The following is a 17,340-nucleotide window of genomic DNA, read 5'->3' as shown; positions in this document are numbered from 1 at the left end:
GCCAGAACTTAGTACCCCGGGTTTTGCTGGAACTCGGCCTTGTTGGTCACGGCATCTAGGTCGCTCTGCGGAATGGGGCGTAGCGCGTGGAAATCCTGAATGCTGGTCCGGGCGTCGGGGTTGTAGAGGCGGACCCGTTCGGCAAGTTTGCCGGTGCGTTTTAGGTCCAGCCAGCGCACTTGCTCGCCGGCCAACTCGCGGGCCCGCTCATCGAGCACAAAGTCCAGGGTCATTTGGCTGGCGGTTACTTGCATGGCGTTGGTGCGGCCGGGCAGGGCGGCGCGGGTGCGCACCAGGTTCACGTAGTAAGCAGCCGAATCGGCTTTGCCGAGGCGAACCTGCGCTTCGGCCCCGATGAGAACGATGTCGCCTAGGCGCAGCATGAAGGCGTCGCGGGAGCTTTCCGTTACGGTGGCAGTGGCGCGGGTGGGGTCGTCGAACTTGCGCAACGAGGGGTAGTAGCGCCGCTCACCCTTCAACGAGCCGTTGGCGTTGTAGAGGTCGTCGATGTCGTACACCTTGTAGCGGTAGCGACGGGTGTAGCGCTGCTGGAAATCATCGATGCTGCGCTTGGTGGTAAACACCGCGGTGTCGCCAACCGTGAATTTGGGCTGATTGAGCAGCGGCGCTAAGGCGGCATTTTGGGCTACTTCGGCCGCCGACCAGCGCGGAATGTTGGCGGCATTGTTGGCAATCCAGGCTTGCTTGAACGACCCTACGTAGCGGGCGTCGTTTTGCTCGTTGTAGAGGTTGAGTAGGAAGCGCGTAGGCATGTAGCGCACACCCGGTAGGCCGTTGGCTACGTCGCGCGTCATGCCGGGCTGGTCGTCGTACTTCATCAAAAACCACTGGTGCGCCGTGTTGCTGCCCGCGTTGAAGGTCAGATTGGTGGAGTAGTTCACCGCCCACAGCACCTCGGAGTTGCGCTGGTTGGTGATGTTCCAAAGGTCGGCGTAGTTGGCTACCAGCCGGATACCCTGCCCGGTATAGGCCGTCGTGACCTTGCGGGCGAAGTTGGCCGCTTTCTGGTACTGCCCGCTCGACAGATACGCTTTGGCCGCGAAGGCCTCGGCCGCGGGCCGCGTGATGCGGCCGTAGTCGGTGGCCGTGGCCGGGGCCGGATACTGCGCCAGCGTTACGGGCAGGTTGGCTACGGCAAAGTCCACATCAGTTAGAATCTGAGCGTACACTTCTTCCACCGAAGCGCGGGTGGCCGTAGCCACCACGCCGCTGGTGGGCTCGAGGCGCAGCGGCACCGGCCCGAAGCTTTCCACCAAATGGTAGTAGTACCAAGCGCGCATGAAGCGCAACTCCGCCTCAGCCGAAGCGCGGCGCGCTGTACTCAGCCCGGCCGTGTTGATGGTTTGCAGGGCCTGATTGACTAGGTTGATACCGGCGTAGCAGGGCTGCCACAGGTTGTTTCTCACCCACAGGTTGTCGGTGTTCAGGCCCTGGTAGTTCACCAACGGCGGCTGCGGGCTGACGCCGGCTACGGCCGTGGCACCGTTACTTTCGGCATTGGTCCAGATGTCGGTGCCCATTTCCAGCAGCGCGTAGCCCGACTCCTTGCCGTAGATGGTGCGGTTGTAGGTGTAGGCGCCGGTGATGGCGGTTTCAAAGCCTTCGGGGGTGGTAAAGACGGCCTCGGCGGTGGCACCGCTCGGGTTGAATTCTTCGAGTTGCCCTTGGCAAGCGGAAGCAGCCAGCGCCAACACGGCAAACGTTAGGGGGCGGATTTTTTTGTACATGATGGTCTGGTCGAATTAGAAGCCCACGTTCAGGCCTACCACGTAGGCGCGGTTCAGCGGCTGGTCCACAACACCTTCTCCCTCGGGGTCGAAATCATCGAGGTTGCTGAAGGTGTAGAGGTTGCGGCCCGACACGTACACCCGCACGTTGTCGATTTTGCCCTTGCTTACCAAACTCTTCGGCAGGGTATAGCCCAAGGTCACGTTGCGCACTTTAGCCCACGAAGCCTCGCGCTCGGTGAGGGTGGTGACGTAGCTCAGCGCGCGGGTGGAGTGCGGACGGGGGTAGTCGTTGGTGGGATTTTCGGGCGTCCAGTAGTCTACAATGGCGTTGTTGTTGTTGCCGCTCCGGTTGAACTTGGCGTAGTAGTCGGAGCTGATCCACTGCCCCACGCGGGCCACCAGTAGCACGTTCAAATCGAAGCCTTTGTAGCGCACGTCGTTGCTTAGGCCACCGGTCCACTTCGGCACCCGCGAGCCAATAACCGTGCGGTCGGCCGCCGTGATTTTGCCATCGGGTACGCCATCCGGGCCTGACAGGTCGGCCACCTTGATGTCGCCGGGCAGGAATTGGCCGGGCGTCCCGTAGGAGGCGGCTTCGGTTTCTTCGCCTAGCTGCCAGATGCCAATTTTCTTGTAGTCGTAGTACACCTGGGCCGGCTGGCCCACGATCAGCGAGTTGCGGTAATCGGTGGCAATGACGTCGCCGGTGGGCAGCTCCACAATGGTTTCCCGGTTGCGGGCGTAGGTCAGCGTCGTCGACCACGTCAGGTTGTCGCCGCGCAGGTTTTGCGAAGTCAACGACACCTCTACGCCCTTGTTGCGGGTGCGGCCGATGTTGCGGTTGACCGTGGCCACGCCCGTAAACGCGGGCTGCGTGTACGGGAAGATCAGATCCTTGGTCTGCGCGTCGTAGTAGTCGACGGTGCCGGTCAGGCGGTTGTCGAACATGCCGAAGTCCACCCCGATGTCGGTGGTGTAGGTTTTCTCCCAACCTAGCTCCGCGTTGCCAATAAGCGGCGAAATCGTGTAGGTGGGGGTGGCGTTGGCGTCAGTAAAGGCAAAGGGCGTGTTCGTGAGCGAGTTTTGGGTGGCGTACGCCGCAATTCCATCGTTGCCCGACACCCCGTAGCTGCCGCGCAGCTTCAGCTCGGTCAGGAACTTGGCATTCTGCATAAACGACTCCTCGATGATGCGCCAGCCAATGGCCGCCGAGGGGAAGTAGGCCCATTTGTTGCCCGGCGCCAGCTTAGAAGAACCGTCGGCACGGTTGGTAAACGTTAACAGGTAGCGTCCTTTCCAACTGTAGTTGATGCGGCCGGCAAAGGACACCAGATTGTTGCGCGAAAAGCCTGAGCCTATGAATATGTTCTGGTTGGCGGCGCCCAGGTTGTAGAACGATTGCGAAGGCAGCACCTGGTTTTGACCTTGCGCAAAGCTGTTGGTATTATTGAAAATCAGGTCGCTGGCTACCCCGGTAAGCGTGAGCGAATGGTCGCCGATGTCCTTGCGGTACGTCAGCACGTTTTCCCAACTCAGGTTGCGGCTTTGGTTGTTGGTAATCGAAGACTGCGAATTGGCCCCGCGCCCGTCAATGGTGTTGCGACCGTAGAAGTTGCCTAGCTCCGAGGTGGAGTAGTTGGCCGCAAAGGTGGAGCGCAAGCTCAATCCTTCGAGGGGCGTCAGCTCCACGTAGGCCGCGGCGGTGAGGCGGTTGGTTTTGTTGTTGCGCTGGTAGGCTCCCGGCTGCTCGTCGGCCAGCGGGTTGATTTGGGTGCCGCCCAGCAGGTTGTAGTTGAGCTTGCCCTCGTCGTCGTACACGCGCCCCAGCGGAATGGCCTGCGAAGCCAGGTTGAGCGGGTCGCGGCGGATGTCGTTGTTGATGTACGCCAGCTGGCTCTGCACGCCCACTTTCAGCCACTTGTTCACCGTTTGGTCGATGTTGGCGCGGGTGGTGTAGCGCTTGAAACGGTCTAGCTTGAGCAAGCCTTTCTCGTCATAGTAGCCCAGCGAAAAGTACACCTTGGTGTTCTCGGAGCCGCCCGTAAGGCCCACTTGGTAGTTCTGCTGCATGCCGTTGTGCAGCACTTGGTCGGGCCAGTTCAGGTATTGCTCGTTGGCAATGGCTTCGCGCTGCGCGGGGTTGAAGGCCACCGCGTCGTCGGCGGGGCTGTTCCAGGTGCCAGCGGCGCGGAAGGCCTCGCGGCGGAAATCTATCCACTGCGGCCCGCTCAAGTACTCGCCGTAGCCGGCCACTTTGGTTACGCCGGTGTAGGCGTTGAAGTTGATTTTGGGCTTGCCGGTGCTGCCGCGCTTGGTGGTGATAATCACGACACCGTTGGCCCCGCGCGAGCCGTAAATGGCCGTCGAGGAAGCATCTTTCAGCACCTCGATGCTTTGCACATCGTTCGGGTCGATGTCGGAGGCGTTGACGTTCTGCACCCCGTCCACGATGTAGAGCACGTTGTTGGAAGAGCCAGGGTTGGCAATAGAGCGGTTGCCTCGAATACGAATCGAAGAACCTTGCCCCGCGTACCCGTTACTGCGGGTGATATCCGCGCCCGGAATCTTGCCTTGCAATGCTTCCGTCACCGTCGTGACGGGCAGCTTGGTTACCTCCTCCCCTTTCACCGATACGACGGCCCCCGTTAAGTCGCGCTTGCGCACCGACCCGTAGCCAATCACCACTACGTCGTCGAGCGCCGCCGACTCCGGCGACAAGCGCACTTCCAGCCGGGTTTGGTCGGGCTTTACCAGCAGTTCCTGACTTTTATAGCCCAAGTAAGAAACGACCAGCGTGACGTCCTGTTTGTCGGGTATCTGGAGCGTAAAGCGGCCTTCCGTATCGGTGCTGCTGCCGTTGGTGGTGCCTTTTACCAGCACCGTCACGCCGGGTAGCGCTTCGGCTTTATCGCCACCGAGCACCTGGCCCGTGATGGAGCGGGTTTGCGCCTGGGCGGCGCTGACTAGCAGCGTGGAAGCCGCCAGAATGGGAATAAATGGTTTCATGGGGGGATTTGGAAACGGGAGGGGTCAATAGGTGGGAAGTCAACGAAAAGCTTAGCCGGGCAACACGGCTTGGGCCTGCATAATCGGGGCCGTAATGCCGGCTACTTCGCCGCAGAAGTGCACTTCCACACCGAGTTCGGCGAGGGCCGCCGCCTTGATGCGGCAGGCCTGGTGCGCCTTGGCTTCGTAGGGCGTGTACACCACTTGGATGTGGTTGGCTTTATGGCGGGCCATCATCTGGTTGCGGCTCACGCCCCGCAGGACGGCGTGCATAATGGGCCACTCCGACGTGGTTTCTTGCCAGCGGCGCTCGGTTTCGGCCGGGGGCAGCGCTACGGCTTCGCCCACGCCCAAGTCGCAGTGCAACTTGTTGTTCATCACGTAAATCCGGCTCCAAACCAGTGAACCCGGCCGGCTAATACCCTTCAAACTACCCCCACCCAAGCGGAAATACATGGGCGGCTGCCGCTCACTAACGGCGCCCTCGTAGCCCCCAATAAAGTGGGCCGGCGGCGCGGCGCCCGAAATCAGGAACACCCACACAAATTCCTCGCCCCCCCCGGTGTCAAACGACTGGCCCCAACGCAAATCGTGCAGCGTCGTCTCACCCGACAAGCCCAGCTCGTTCCACAAGCGGTAGGTAAGCAGCGCATCGAGGCCGGCGCACTCATCCACTTCGTTGAAGTGCGGCAGCGCCTGGCCGGGGTACAGTTCCTCGCCAGTTTTCAAGAAGACGGGGGGCCGCTCGGTGTTGTTGAGCAAGCCTTCTACCAGGTCGCTGGCTACGGTTAAATCCTTGAGGCCCTGCTGATACTGGATGCCAATGGTGTCGCAGCCGAACTCGGCGGCAATGCGCACGGCGGCAATGTACATCTTGCACTGTTCCAGGGTTTGGGCGCGGGTGAGTTGGGTTGCTTCGTTGCTGCCCCAATTAAATTTCATGCGCTTGGCTAGCAGCCAGTCGAGCACGGTGTGGGCTTCGCTGTCGGTTACGTCGCGCATGGCGGCGTAGAGCGTGGCCTGGCTGAGGCGCTCCTTGAACACGCCCGTGGGGTGCAGCAGCTCGTCGGGCACAATGGCGTTGTACATGCCCATGCACCCTTCGTCGAATACGCCCATGATGGCCTTGTTTTGCCGGAATTTCTGGCCGAACGTGCGGCCAATCAGCTCGTCGGCAGAAGGCAACGTCACGCCGGAAAAGCTCTTGACGTGGCTGTGGTCGTGGGTGATGCGGCCTTCGGTTAGCCATTGCTGCAAGCTGTTTTCAAAGAAAGCATCGGTGAAATCTTCGCTCCACAGCGTGCTGTAAGCCACGCCGGCTTTAGTGAGGCAGCCGTTCAGGTTCAGCATGCCTACCAGGCCGGGCCATTGTCCGCTCCAGTTGGCCACCGTCAGGATGGGGCCTTGGTGGGTGGTGAGGCCGGCCAGCACGTGGTGCGAATACTGCCACACGCTTTCGGCCACGATGAGCGGCTGCTGCGGGTCGATGCTGCGGAACACCTCCATGCCCATCTTCTGCGAGTCGATGAAGCCGTGTTGCTTTTCTAAGTCGTAGGTGTGGGCCCGCTTCACCGTCCAGCCTTGCCGGGCAATAGCGGCTCCCAACTGGCCTTCCATGGCGTATTGCGCTGCCCAGCAGTTCTGGTTGGCCGCGAGTCGCAAATCACCGCTGGCGATTAACAACACTTTCTTCGAGGAAACAAGGTTCACGCTTGCTGCTAGTTAGAGGGTAGAAGATGCAGTTACACAAGCTCTTCCCCACCGAGCAACTCGTTTTAGTGGCTGCTCGGCGCCTCAACTGAAAAGCCACTGGCACGAATTCCGTGATTGTTTTCGCAAGGCCAGGACGCAGCAACGGCAGGAAAGACTTCTTCTACAAATATGCTAGCCGCGGAGGCGGGGTCTCTAGCGGTTATTAGCTACTTAGTATAGGATGTTATCATGCCCTCAGTCGCGCTGAAAATTCAACCCGTTTTTGCCTAGTTGCGCAAAGGTTTGCGATGAGCTGGATTTGCCCTTGATATTCTAGTATTCCAGCTATCACAACCGATTAAGGCAGTAGACTACAGGAGAGTGCAATCGATAGCGTAAAATATATTAGTGGTTACTTCCCCGCTTCCACCCCTGTTTTCGCATCAACTCCAAGGATTTGCTTCCAAGATAAGATCCTAGAATACGCTGCTTGCTAAGACTGCTTTATAGCTGGTTATTTCTCGCTCTACCTTCCACTTTTACCCTTCCTTCCCATGAAAGCCCACTTTCACAAAATCCCAGTTAACAACCAGAGTTCCTTTAGCATCCGCCACGACCGGAAGCCCAACTTTGGTACCATCTGGCATTATCACCCGGAGCTTGAACTGCACTATGTGATTAAGGGGGAAGGCGTGCGCTTGGTGGGCGACAACATCAGCAACTTTTCGGCGGGCGAAATTATCCTATTAGGTGCCAACCTGCCCCATACCTGGCGCTGCAACGAAGAGTATTTCCAGTGCAATCCGGAGCTGGAAGTGGAAGCTGTGGTAATTCAGTTTCTACCTGAGTGCCTAGGCCGTTACTTGCTGGGTTTGCCCGAAGCCTACTTGATACCCAAGCTGTTCGAGAAAGCGAAAAGCGGCCTGATTCTGAGCGGGGAAGCCAAGACCCGGCTAGCGCCGCTGATGCTGGCCGCCGTGCACGCCACCGACCTCGACCGCATCATCATCTTTTTGTCCATTCTCAAAATCCTGTCGGAGACGACGGAAATCGAGACGATTGCCTCCGAGCACCACGCCTTCAAGCAAAGCAACGAATCGGATGTGCAGCGCATCAACAAGGTGTGCAACTACACGCTGTCCAACTACAAAAAAGAAATCACGCTCGAAGAAATTGCCTCTATCAGTAACCTGAGCGTGACTTCTTTCTGTCGGTACTTTAAGCTGATCACCAAGAAAACCTACTACGACTTCCTCATCGAGATTCGCATCAGTCAGTCTTGCCGCTTGCTAATCGAGGACAAGCTGCCTACCGAGGTAATCTGTTTTGAATGCGGCTTCAACAACGTGTCCAACTTCTACCGGCACTTCAAGAAAATCACCAAAATGACGCCGCTTGAGTACAAGAAGAAGTACCTGCACAGCTACAAAGAGCTGGCCGCGGCTTAAGCGCAGCAACGTAAAAAAGGCCATTATGCGTGAGCGGTGCTCAGCATAATGGCCTTTCTCCTCTCACACCAGTGCCCCTTTTACACTAGTTCCAGGCTTCTGCTTAGGATGTTGTAATCCCCGCAGAGAGCTTCCACGCCCTGCCGAATCGAGCTGGTGAAGGTGCCTACTCGACGGCGGGTAAAAGTGGAAATATCCATGCCCCGCTGCTTGAGCGAGTATTTGGCCACAATGGGATACACGTTGTGCATCACGTCCATGTTTTTGACGAAGAACTGCTGTACCGCCTCCACTTCCGCTGCGGCGTGGGGGTTGTCGTAGTTGTTGCAGAGCCACACAATGAGTTCGGGGAAGAAATTGCCTTGAATGCAGGACAGTCCCGCCGCGCCGGCTCGCAACGACTCCACGGCGTGGCCCATGTAGGCGTCGTAAAGGCCGAAAGGATGGCCTTCCACCGCAGCGAGTTTGGCGCGCACCTGCTCGATATCGAGGCAGGTGTCTTTGTGGTAGGTTACGCGGCCCGTGTCTACAAATTGCCCGAGCTGCTTGGCCGACAACACGCGTTTGTAGGGCTCGGGGCACTCGTAGAAACCGATAGGAATACCCGGCGTCCAATCCAAGAGCCGGAAGATTCGCTCGTCGAACACGGCGTCCGACTCTTGCTCGGTGGCTAGTAGGCCGGTGATGACGATGACGGCTTCGGTGCCGGCGTCGTATACTTTCTTTACGAAGTCGGCTTGCTCGTTGAGGGCGCCGGCGAAGGTGCCGGTAGCTACTACGGGCACGGCGCCGCCCACCACATCCACCACGTGGCGGATGGTTTCAAGCCGTTCCTGCGCGCTCAGCTCGAACATTTCGCTGGACAAACAATTGGCGAACAAACCGGCGGCGCCGGCCTCTAAGTACAACTCTGTCAAGCGAGTAAGCGCAGGATAATCGATTTGCCCGTCGTTTTGAAAGGGCATGAGCATAACGGGGATAAATCCCTTCGGCGTTTTTTCCATGGTTGGGGTAGACGACTTGTCTGGTAGTGGGGCCGCGCAGGGCCTATCAGGTTAGCAAGTGGGCGCTTAGTGGACGGGCAGCTCGATTTCCTCGGGCCGGCTGGCTACCACCGGACTTTTGCGGAGCCGGGAAAGCAGCAGTCCAATTAAAAAGATGGTCAGCGTACCGACCACGATAATCATGCTTTTGTGCAACGGGTTACGGAGCGGGCCAAAGCTCTCGGGCAGGCTGGGCGAAAACGTCATCCAAAGAATAACCAGCACGCCAATGGCGGTGGCCGTCAGGGCTTCGTGGTTGCGGGTCTGGCGGCTAATGACGGCCAGCAGAAACAACCCGAGCATGCCCGCCGCAAAAATCCCGGACAGTTCCCACCACACGTCCAGCACGCTCTTCACCCCAATCATGGCAATGCCGGTGCCCATGCCCATCAGTCCGACCACCACCGTGCCGAGGTGCAGCATGCGCATCGTCTGGCGGCCGCTGAGGTTGGGCTTGAAGTACCGCTCGTAGATGTCGGCGGTGAAGACGGTGGCCGAGGCATTCATCCCGGAGCTAATGGTGCTCATGGCTGCCGACAGGATGGCCGACACGATGAGCCCGACGAAGCCCGGCGGAATCTTGGTGACCATGAAGTGCGGCATCACCTTGTCGCCGTAGTCGGTGGGGAGCAGTTGCGCGGCCGTCTGACTGATTTGGGCCGCGGTGGCGGTGAGCGGCAACCGTTCGGCGGCCACTTTCAGCTTCACGGCCTCAATCAGTTCGGGGTGCACTTGGTAATAAGCAAACAGCGCCGTACCGATAACAAAGAACAGCAGCGAAGCCGGCAGATACAGTAGCACGCACAGCCAAATGGATTTGGCGGCCTGCTTGGCCGACGCTGCCGTGTGGTAGCGCTGCACGTAGTTCTGGTCAACCCCGAAATTGTTGAGGTTGATAAAGAAACCGTAAAGCAGCACCACCCAAAACGTGGATTGGGTGAAGTCGGGCGCGAAACCACCCAAGCTGAACTTGTCGTTTTGCTGGCCGATGGTGCCAATGTTGGCCACGCCGCCCGGCATATTCTCGACAATCAGATACAGAATCAGCAGCGCCCCGAAGGTCTTGATAACGCCCTGCACCACCTCGGTCCAGATAACGGCCTCAATGCCGCCGAGCACCGTGTACACGATGATGCAGATGCCCGTCATCAGCATAATCATCTCCATCGAAAAACCCGTCAGGGCCTGCAACGTGAGGGCAATACCGAAGAAAATAGAACCGATGCGCGCCAGCTGCGTCAGCAGAAAACACACCACCGCGTAGGTGCGGGCCCAACTCCCGAAACGCTTTTCCAGGTGCGTATAAGCTGAAATCTCGCCGGTGCTGCGGTAGAAGGGCACGAAGTAGCGGGCCGCCACCCACGCCGCCAGCGGCATCGAGACGCTGAACACAAACGCGTTCCAGTTGGTACCGAATGCCTTGCCCGGCACGCCCAAGAAGGTGTTGCTACTCAGAAAAGTAGCGTAGATGGACATGCCAATAGCCCAACCCGGAATCGAGCCGGAGGCACTGGAGTATTGCTCGGGATTCTTGTTTTTGCGGGCGAAATACACTCCCACGGCTATCATAGCCACCAAGTAGAGCGCAATAATGGCCAGGTCGAGAACTCGCAGATTGTTCATAAGACAATATTGTCGAAATGCGGAGAATCCTTGCCTGAAACCATTAGTAGCAGTATCAATAGCAAATTTACCTGCCCCTGCTACAGGGTTGGTGTATGATTTTCCCTTCCTATTGTAGCATCTTCGCCTCCCTAGATTTTTCCGGGTTTTATTGCACTTCCAACCCCGATACGCTGAGCCCGGCGGCATCAGTACCGCTGAATTTGATCTTGTAGCTGCCCGCGTTGATCATCGAGCCGGTGGAGCTAGCCAGGTAGTTCCACTTGCCGGGTTTGGAAGGCACCAGTTCCACCTCTTCTTCCTTGAGCACCGTGCCATCGGCCAGGGCCACGGAAAGCTTGCCTTTCAGTGGCTTAGCTAGCTGGTTGGCGTAGCGCAACGTCAGAGAATACGTATCGGCAACGCCTACGCTGATGGTCCACTCCACGGCCCCACCAGCAGCCTCTTTGAAGGTAATACTTTCCTTTTCGTGCACCACGTCTTTCACCACGCCGGCGCCCGAGAGGCGAGCCGTGGCCGGCTTGTAGCCAGTCACGGGCTTCAGGTCGTAAGCCGGCTCGATGGTGGAGGCGCGGTTGACGGCCACCAGGTAAGGCAAGGCGTCCGGGGCAGCGGCGCGGCTATCGGGGCCGAGCGCGACGGTAGCGCCGGCCGGAAACCGCTTGCGGTACACGCGGAACGTGCGGCCACCGGCGTAGTCGATTTCCAGCGTGGTTTTGGTGTTCTCGTATTCGCGCAGCCAAGCGGGCGCGGTGCTTTGCTTGGCATCCAGACCGATGTACACGTCGGCCGCGGTGGTTACTTGGAAGGTAGCGCGGGGTTTGTTCGCGGAAGCTAGGTTTAGCGGCGCCTGCAGCCACTCGGCGCCGTACAAGGCGGAAGGCAAGCTGCTGAAGGTGGCTTGGTCGTTGGTATAGGGGAAATTGCCGGTATCCAGCCAGGTTTGGGTTGTCCATTGCGCCGCCGAGCCTTGGTCGGCAATGGTTAGGGCACTGATAACGGGCTGCGGGGCGGGCGCGGGCTTCGCAGTGGCGTCGGGGCTGGCAATGGCAATGCCGGCAATTAGGGCCTGCCCGGATGCTACGTGCGGAAACGACACGACGAGCTGCCCATCCGTCACGCGCACTTTCACCGTCTTTTTCAGGGCTTGGTCGTGGCCCGCTTCCTTCCAGATGTCCAGGTCCTTAAGTACTGTCTGGTTGTTAACGGCCACGTCGAACAAGCGCCAGCCGGTGCAGTCGAGCCCGCCGCCGGTGCCGAGCCAGGGCTCCACGAAGTACAGTTCCACCACGTATTCGCCGTTGGGCACCGGGAAGGCGTAGCGCAGTTTTTCGCGGCCGTAGCGGAAGCTCTGAAACAGCGGCCAGTCGGTGGTGCCTCGGATGGGGTCGTGGGTGCGGCGCTGGCTGGCGAAAAACGGCGACAAGCCGGGAAAGTCCCGCGTCCACGATTCAGAACCCCACGTTTGGGAGTTGGTGCGGGGCTGATCGGCCTGCCAGGTGCTGCCGTGACGGTCCACGTACGCCGGCCCGCCGCAGTTCACGCGGTACAGGTAGTTGTGGCCCGGCTGCGGCGCCGTTATGGGTTGCGCCTCGGCTAGAAACGCCTTGAAGCCGGGCGCTTCAGGCAAGTGGTTGAGCACGATGTAGTCGCGGGCCACGGCCTTGCCAGCCACGTAGCCCACGGCGTAGAGCACGTTGTAGCGTACGTCCACCCCATCCCACTGGAAATGGGTGCCGATGCCAGCGCGGGTTTTGCGGCCGAGCGAGGTGGCATTCACGTCGTTGAACAGCTCCACTTCGTCGCAGTTCGAGTACACGGCAAGGCTGTCTTTGCGCCCCGGTTTCAGCCACCGGTCGGGCCAGGTGTGCGAGGCAATGTAGACCATCGGCTCTTTGTCCTTGGGAGCGTAGTTGGCGCGGAACATGTAGAACGCGTCCGTTGGCTCTTCCCAGGGCGTCAGCAAGCCCTTATAATTTACCGGGCCGATGCGGTCTAGTTCGCGCTGCCCCTCCCCGCCTTGCACCCGGCCGGGGTTGTCGTGGGAAGTGAACAGCCAGAAGAAATGACCGGCGGTTTTGTCTTTGGCCGCTTCCGCGAGGCGTACTTTCAGCTCCATAAGCTGCGTGAACCGGTCTTCGCTGAACGGGCCACTGTTGAAAACGGGCGGGCCTTCGGAGTGCAGATCGAGGGTGCGCCAGGCGCCATACTCGCCAATAAGCACCTGCCGCTCCACGTCGGCGCCGTAGGTATTGGGGTCGCCGCCGTAAGTGCCGGTCCAGTTTTGGGGCACGTCCCAATCGGTGCCCTTGCCCCCGTTGCAAGTCGTGACTTTGCGCTGCGCCGAGGCCGTGGGGTCGAGTTGGCGGATGAGGGCAGTGCATTCGCGGGCGAAGTCTTCGGGCAACGTGCTTTCGTTTTCCAGCCCCCACAGCACGATGGATGGGCTGTTGCGCCGCTCCTTCACCCAATCAACGAGCAGGGTTTTGAAGTTCTGGCGAAACGCCGGGTTATCATACCACACGTGGGCGGCCAACTGCGGCCACCATAGCAAGCCCAACGAATCCCAATTGGCTTGGTAGCGCAGGTTGTGGGGCTGGTGCGCGTCGCGGAAGGCGTTGAAACCGGCCGCTTTCATTTGCTCTACCCGCGTCCGGATCTGCTCGGCCCCGAAGGCGTGGCTTTGGCCGAGCAAGTGTTCGTATTCGGCAATGCCGTTGATGAAAACGGGCTTGCCATTCAACAGAAACTGCTTGTGCTTGGCGGCAGCCGGGCCAATCGGCCAGCTAATCCAACGAATTCCATAGGGCGTTTCCAGCTCGTCGAGCACTTTTCCTTTCGCACTCACTTGCGTCACCAGCCGATACAGATAGGGGTCGTCCAATGACCACAAATGCGGCTGCGTGAGCGTCGGCAGCAACTGTTGAACCTGCACTGTTTTACCGGCTGCCAGCTTCTGCTTGGATTTAATTTCGGCCACTTTCTTGCCCTGCCGATCAAACAGTTGATTAACCACGGTTACGGTCTGCGGCTTGCCATGGTAGTTGCGCACTTCCGAATCCACGTGCAATTGCGCCGCCTGCGCCGACACGGTGGAATCGGCCCAGATGTGCACGCCAAACGGCTCGATCCGCACCGGATTGGTAACGATTAACTGTACCGGCCGGAAGATGCCCATCGGCTGCGAGCCTTCTGAAAACCCCCTTTCCTCTGAGCAGCCGCCGCACACCCACGGCAAATCCTGGATGCCAGCCGGATGGTCGGCGCGGACGGCCAGCACGTTGGGGCGGCCATCGAGCAGCACGGCTTCGGTTATGTCCAGGGTGAAGGTGGTGCGGCCACCGGCGTGCGTGCCCACCGGCCGGCCGTTCAGCCACACCGTCGCGTAGGAGCCCACGCCTTCGAAAAACAGGAAATACCGGGCGTCCTGTTGGGCGGCCTTCACGGGGAAGGTTTTGCGGTACCAGGCGTAGCCGTGGCGGTTGCCGTGGCGCAGCCGCCGGTAGCCTTCGTAGGCGTCCCAATTGTGGGGCACCGCCACGGTTTGCCAGCTTTGGTCGTTGAAATTAGGCTTCTCGAAGCCGTTGAAGGCCTGCTGGTTTTTGTCGTCGGCTACCGTGCGCCAATTGTCTAGCAGCGGCACCGCCACCCGCAGACCCGACTGCCCCACTACTGCATTGGCAGTTAGCAGCCAGGAAAGCAACAGCAGAACGGAAGGCAGAGCAAGGCGGGGCATGGCAGATGTGTTAGAGCTAGGTTTTAGCACCCCTCCTTTTTCAAGCAGGGGTGGCCGGAGGCCGGGGTGGTTAACTAGAATTAGAAGCTAGTACTAGTCATCGTTGTAGCATGGGACAATCACCCTTAACGCACGCCGCTTGATGCGCGAAATTCAGCTGAGGAACTAGCTACTAGCATTTTATTTCAACTTCAAATCGGCAGTCAACTTGTATGTCTTGCCGGCTTTAGTTGGGAAGCGCGCTTGCTTAAAGCCGTAGTGCAGCACGCATTCTTGGCCCGCTTCTGATTTGATTTCCAGCTGTTGCAACGCGCCTTTCTGCCACTGCATATCCACCACGAAGCCCCCACGGGCGTGCAGGCCGCGGATGGTGCCGTCGGGCCAGGCGGTAGGGAGGGCGGGCAGCAGGTCGAGGTAGCCGGCGTGGCTTTGCAGTAGCATCTCGGCCATGCCAGTCGCGCCACCGAAGTTGCCGTCAATTTGGAAGGGCGGGTGGGCATCGAACAGGTTTTTGTACACGCCGCCCTGTTCGCTGCCCGTGGCGTTTTCGGCCGGGGAGAGCAGCTTTTCCAGTATCCGCAGGGCGTGGTTGCCATCTTTGAAGCGCGCCCACAAGTTGACTTTCCAAGCCAAGCTCCAGCCGGTGCCTTCGTCGCCGCGTTGCGTCAGGGAGGTTTGCGCCGCTTGCATCAGCTTGGGGTTGGTGTCCCAAGTGATATCGGTGCCGGGAAACACGCCCCACACGTGCGAAACGTGGCGGTGCGTATCAGTGGGGTCGTCTTTGTCTTCCAGCCACTCTTGTAGTTGCCCGTGCTTGCCGATTTGGTTGGGGGCTATCTGGCTGGCTTTTTCAGTGAAGGTTTGCCGGAAAGCGGCATCGGTGTCGAGAACCTGCGCGGCGGCGCTGCAGTTCTTGAACAACTCCCGAATCAGCTGGTGGTCCATGGTGGGGCCGGCCACTAGGCCGCCGTGCTCGGGCGAGTTGGACGGCGTGCTGATCAACCAGCCGGTACGCGGGTCGGGTACCAAGAAATCCAGGAAGAACGTGGCCGCCTCTTTCATGACAGGGTAGTGCTGACGCAGAAATTCCTTGTCGTGCGTGAACTGGTAATGCTCCCAAAGGTGCTGGCTTAGCCAAGCCGCTCCTGTCACCCAAATTCCGTGGTTGGAGGCGTTGATGGGCGACGTGCCGCGCCACAAATCGGTGTTGTGGTGCAGCACCCACCCGCGGGCGTTGTAGTGTTCTTTGGCCGTGACTTTACCGGCCGCCGCCGTTTCGCCGATCAGCTGCATCAGCGGCGCCATGCAAGCCGACAACCCAAGAACCTCGGCCGGCCAGTAATTCATTTGCAGGTTGATGTTGGTGGTGTACTTGCTGCCCCATGAAGGCGTCAACGACTCGTTCCAAATGCCCTGCAAATTAGCAGCCTGCCCCCCCGCCCGCGACGATGAAATCAGCAAGTAGCGCCCGTACTGCATATACAGCGCCAGCAGCGCCTGGTCAGCGGCAGGGCTGAACTGCTTGATCCGAGCATCGGTGGGGAGCTTTTCGTTTTGGCTGTGCCCCAAGTCCACGGAAAAGCCATTGAACAGCTCTTGATAGTCGCGGATGTGTTCGGTTTTGAGGTCGGCGAAGGATTTGCCACTGACGTTGCGTAGCGTCTGCTCGACCCGTTTCTCGGGCTGGGCATTGGCTTGCTGATAGTTCTCGAAGTTGGTGGCGGCCGTCAGGGTGAGAGTAGCTTCGTCGGCGTTTTCTAGTTTGATCTGGTTGTCAGTTACTGTCACCTTGCCGCGCTTGGCATCTACGCGCAAATAGCTCACGCCGCGCAGCACGCCGTCGCGCACTTGCACGGCCAAGGCCAGCGTGTGGTCGTCAATGCGGTACACCTTTTGGTTTTTGTGCGGGCTTTGCAGTTGAGCGCTCAGGCTGATGCGGCCTTTTTGGTCGGCCGTCAACCGGCAAACCAGGGCGTTGCGTGTGGCACTAGCGAAGTACTCCCGGGTGAACGTCACTCCGGCCTGCTTGTAGTGCGTCCGGGCCACGGCTTGGCTGATGTCTAACTCCCGGTAGTACTCCGTGGCGGCACCCTTCTGCGTGAAATCCAGCAGCACGTCGCCGAAGGGCTGATACGAGGCTTGGTAGCTCGGAAACAACGGGGGCTTGTCGTCTTGGATCCAGTACTGCCAGGCCGGATTCAAGGGCACGCCGGTGGCCGGGTCGGCGCCCTCGGGGTACACCACCAGTACCGGTTGCTGCTCCTTCACGCCAATCAGGCCGCCCTTGTCATAGAAGTTGAGCACCTGCACCAGCAACTGATTCACGCCGGGGCGCAACACGGCGGCGGGCACTTGGTAGCGCCGCTTCTTGCTGATACCCTCGTCGGTGCCAACTTGCGTGCCGTTCACGTAGGTTATGTCCACGTCGCGGATGCGGCCTAGGCTGAGCGTGAGGTTTTTGCCTGCCCACGCTGCGGGCAGTTCGAAGGTGGTTTTAAACCACACGGCCCCGTCTAATCCTTCAAGGCCGGCACTTTCCCACCCGTTGGGCGTGGGCAGCTTCAACGGTTTCCACGGGTGAGTGGACGCCGCGGCTTCCGCTACGGTGGTGGCTTGCACCTGCTTGAGCCACGCGGTTTTTTGAGCGTCGTATTCTTTTTCATGGTCCCGCACGCCCATAAAATGCTCGGCGGCCAAGGCTTCTGCCTCGGCCTGCTTGCCCTCGGCCAGCAACTGCCGGATAGGCTGCAAGTACTGCGCCGCACCGGGGCGATTGTAGTTGCGCGGCCGCCCGGTCCAGAGCGTGGTTTCGTTGAACTGAATCCGCTCCTGCTCTACTCCGCCGAACACCATCCCGCCTAGCCTGCCATTGCCAATCGGCAGGGCATCGGTCCATTTTGCGGCCGGCTGCGCGTACCAGAGCCTCAACGGTTGCTGCCCCGCACAGATGTTAGCCGTTAGCCAGCACAAGAATGCAAGAAGAACAGTAAGGCGTGGGTGGGGCATGGGTGGCTTCAATTCAATTGTGCTCTGGAAACTAG

General features: G+C 59.5%; 8 protein-coding genes. 1 reads left to right on the top strand and 7 read right to left on the bottom strand.

The window, feature by feature from the left end; translation table 11 throughout:
* Positions 1-8: 8 nt before the first annotated feature.
* The 3 genes from MTX78_RS05060 to MTX78_RS05050 are packed head-to-tail and all read right to left on the bottom strand — an operon-like array spanning position 9 to position 6,443.
* Positions 9-1,748, bottom strand: coding sequence for a RagB/SusD family nutrient uptake outer membrane protein (locus MTX78_RS05060; protein WP_243800482.1), 1,740 nt, complete (start codon positions 1,746-1,748; stop codon positions 9-11).
* A gap of 15 nt (positions 1,749-1,763) precedes the next feature.
* Positions 1,764-4,757 carry a SusC/RagA family TonB-linked outer membrane protein gene (locus MTX78_RS05055; RefSeq protein ID WP_243800481.1) on the bottom strand — a complete coding sequence of 998 codons (2,994 nt, stop codon included), beginning with the start codon at positions 4,755-4,757 and terminating at the stop codon, positions 1,764-1,766.
* Between the two features lie 51 nt (positions 4,758-4,808).
* Positions 4,809-6,443, bottom strand: a complete 1,635-nt coding sequence (locus MTX78_RS05050) for a fucose isomerase (protein ID WP_243800479.1) — start codon at positions 6,441-6,443, stop codon at positions 4,809-4,811.
* 560 nt (positions 6,444-7,003) lie between these two features.
* Here MTX78_RS05050 and MTX78_RS05045 point away from each other — a divergent pair.
* On the top strand, positions 7,004-7,897 hold the full coding sequence (locus MTX78_RS05045) for an AraC family transcriptional regulator (protein ID WP_243800477.1): 894 nt from the start codon (positions 7,004-7,006) through the stop codon (positions 7,895-7,897).
* A gap of 80 nt (positions 7,898-7,977) precedes the next feature.
* On the opposite strand, the gene MTX78_RS05040 is transcribed toward MTX78_RS05045, so the two are convergent.
* The 4 genes from MTX78_RS05040 to MTX78_RS05025 form a co-directional block, all read right to left on the bottom strand.
* Positions 7,978-8,901, bottom strand: coding sequence for a dihydrodipicolinate synthase family protein (locus MTX78_RS05040; RefSeq protein ID WP_243800475.1), 924 nt, complete (start codon positions 8,899-8,901; stop codon positions 7,978-7,980).
* Between the two features lie 66 nt (positions 8,902-8,967).
* On the bottom strand, positions 8,968-10,563 hold the full coding sequence (locus MTX78_RS05035; protein ID WP_243800473.1) for a sodium:solute symporter: 1,596 nt from the start codon (positions 10,561-10,563) through the stop codon (positions 8,968-8,970).
* A 148-nt stretch (positions 10,564-10,711) separates the two neighbouring features.
* Entirely contained in the window at positions 10,712-14,299 is a 3,588-nt protein-coding gene (locus tag MTX78_RS05030) for a malectin domain-containing carbohydrate-binding protein (protein WP_243800471.1), read from the bottom strand.
* Between the two features lie 180 nt (positions 14,300-14,479).
* Entirely contained in the window at positions 14,480-17,227 is a 2,748-nt protein-coding gene (locus MTX78_RS05025; protein WP_243800469.1) for a glycoside hydrolase family 95 protein, read from the bottom strand.
* Between the last annotated feature and the right edge of the window lie 113 nt (positions 17,228-17,340).

Origin of the sequence: Hymenobacter tibetensis (assembly GCF_022827545.1) — a bacterium.
Lineage (GTDB): Bacteria > Bacteroidota > Bacteroidia > Cytophagales > Hymenobacteraceae > Hymenobacter > Hymenobacter tibetensis.
This window is presented reverse-complemented; position numbering and strand designations above follow the sequence as displayed.

Bases quoted from the DNA above. Each gene is read 5' to 3' on its own strand.
- MTX78_RS05060 (WP_243800482.1), bottom strand. From the start codon at position 1,748: ATGTACAAAAAAATCCGCCCCCTAACGTTTGCCGTGTTGGCGCTGGCT.
- MTX78_RS05045 (WP_243800477.1), top strand. From the start codon at position 7,004: ATGAAAGCCCACTTTCACAAAATCCCAGTTAACAACCAGAGTTCCTTT.
- MTX78_RS05035 (WP_243800473.1), bottom strand. From the start codon at position 10,563: ATGAACAATCTGCGAGTTCTCGACCTGGCCATTATTGCGCTCTACTTG.
- MTX78_RS05055 (WP_243800481.1), bottom strand. From the start codon at position 4,757: ATGAAACCATTTATTCCCATTCTGGCGGCTTCCACGCTGCTAGTCAGC.
- MTX78_RS05030 (WP_243800471.1), bottom strand. From the start codon at position 14,299: ATGCCCCGCCTTGCTCTGCCTTCCGTTCTGCTGTTGCTTTCCTGGCTG.
- MTX78_RS05040 (WP_243800475.1), bottom strand. From the start codon at position 8,901: ATGGAAAAAACGCCGAAGGGATTTATCCCCGTTATGCTCATGCCCTTT.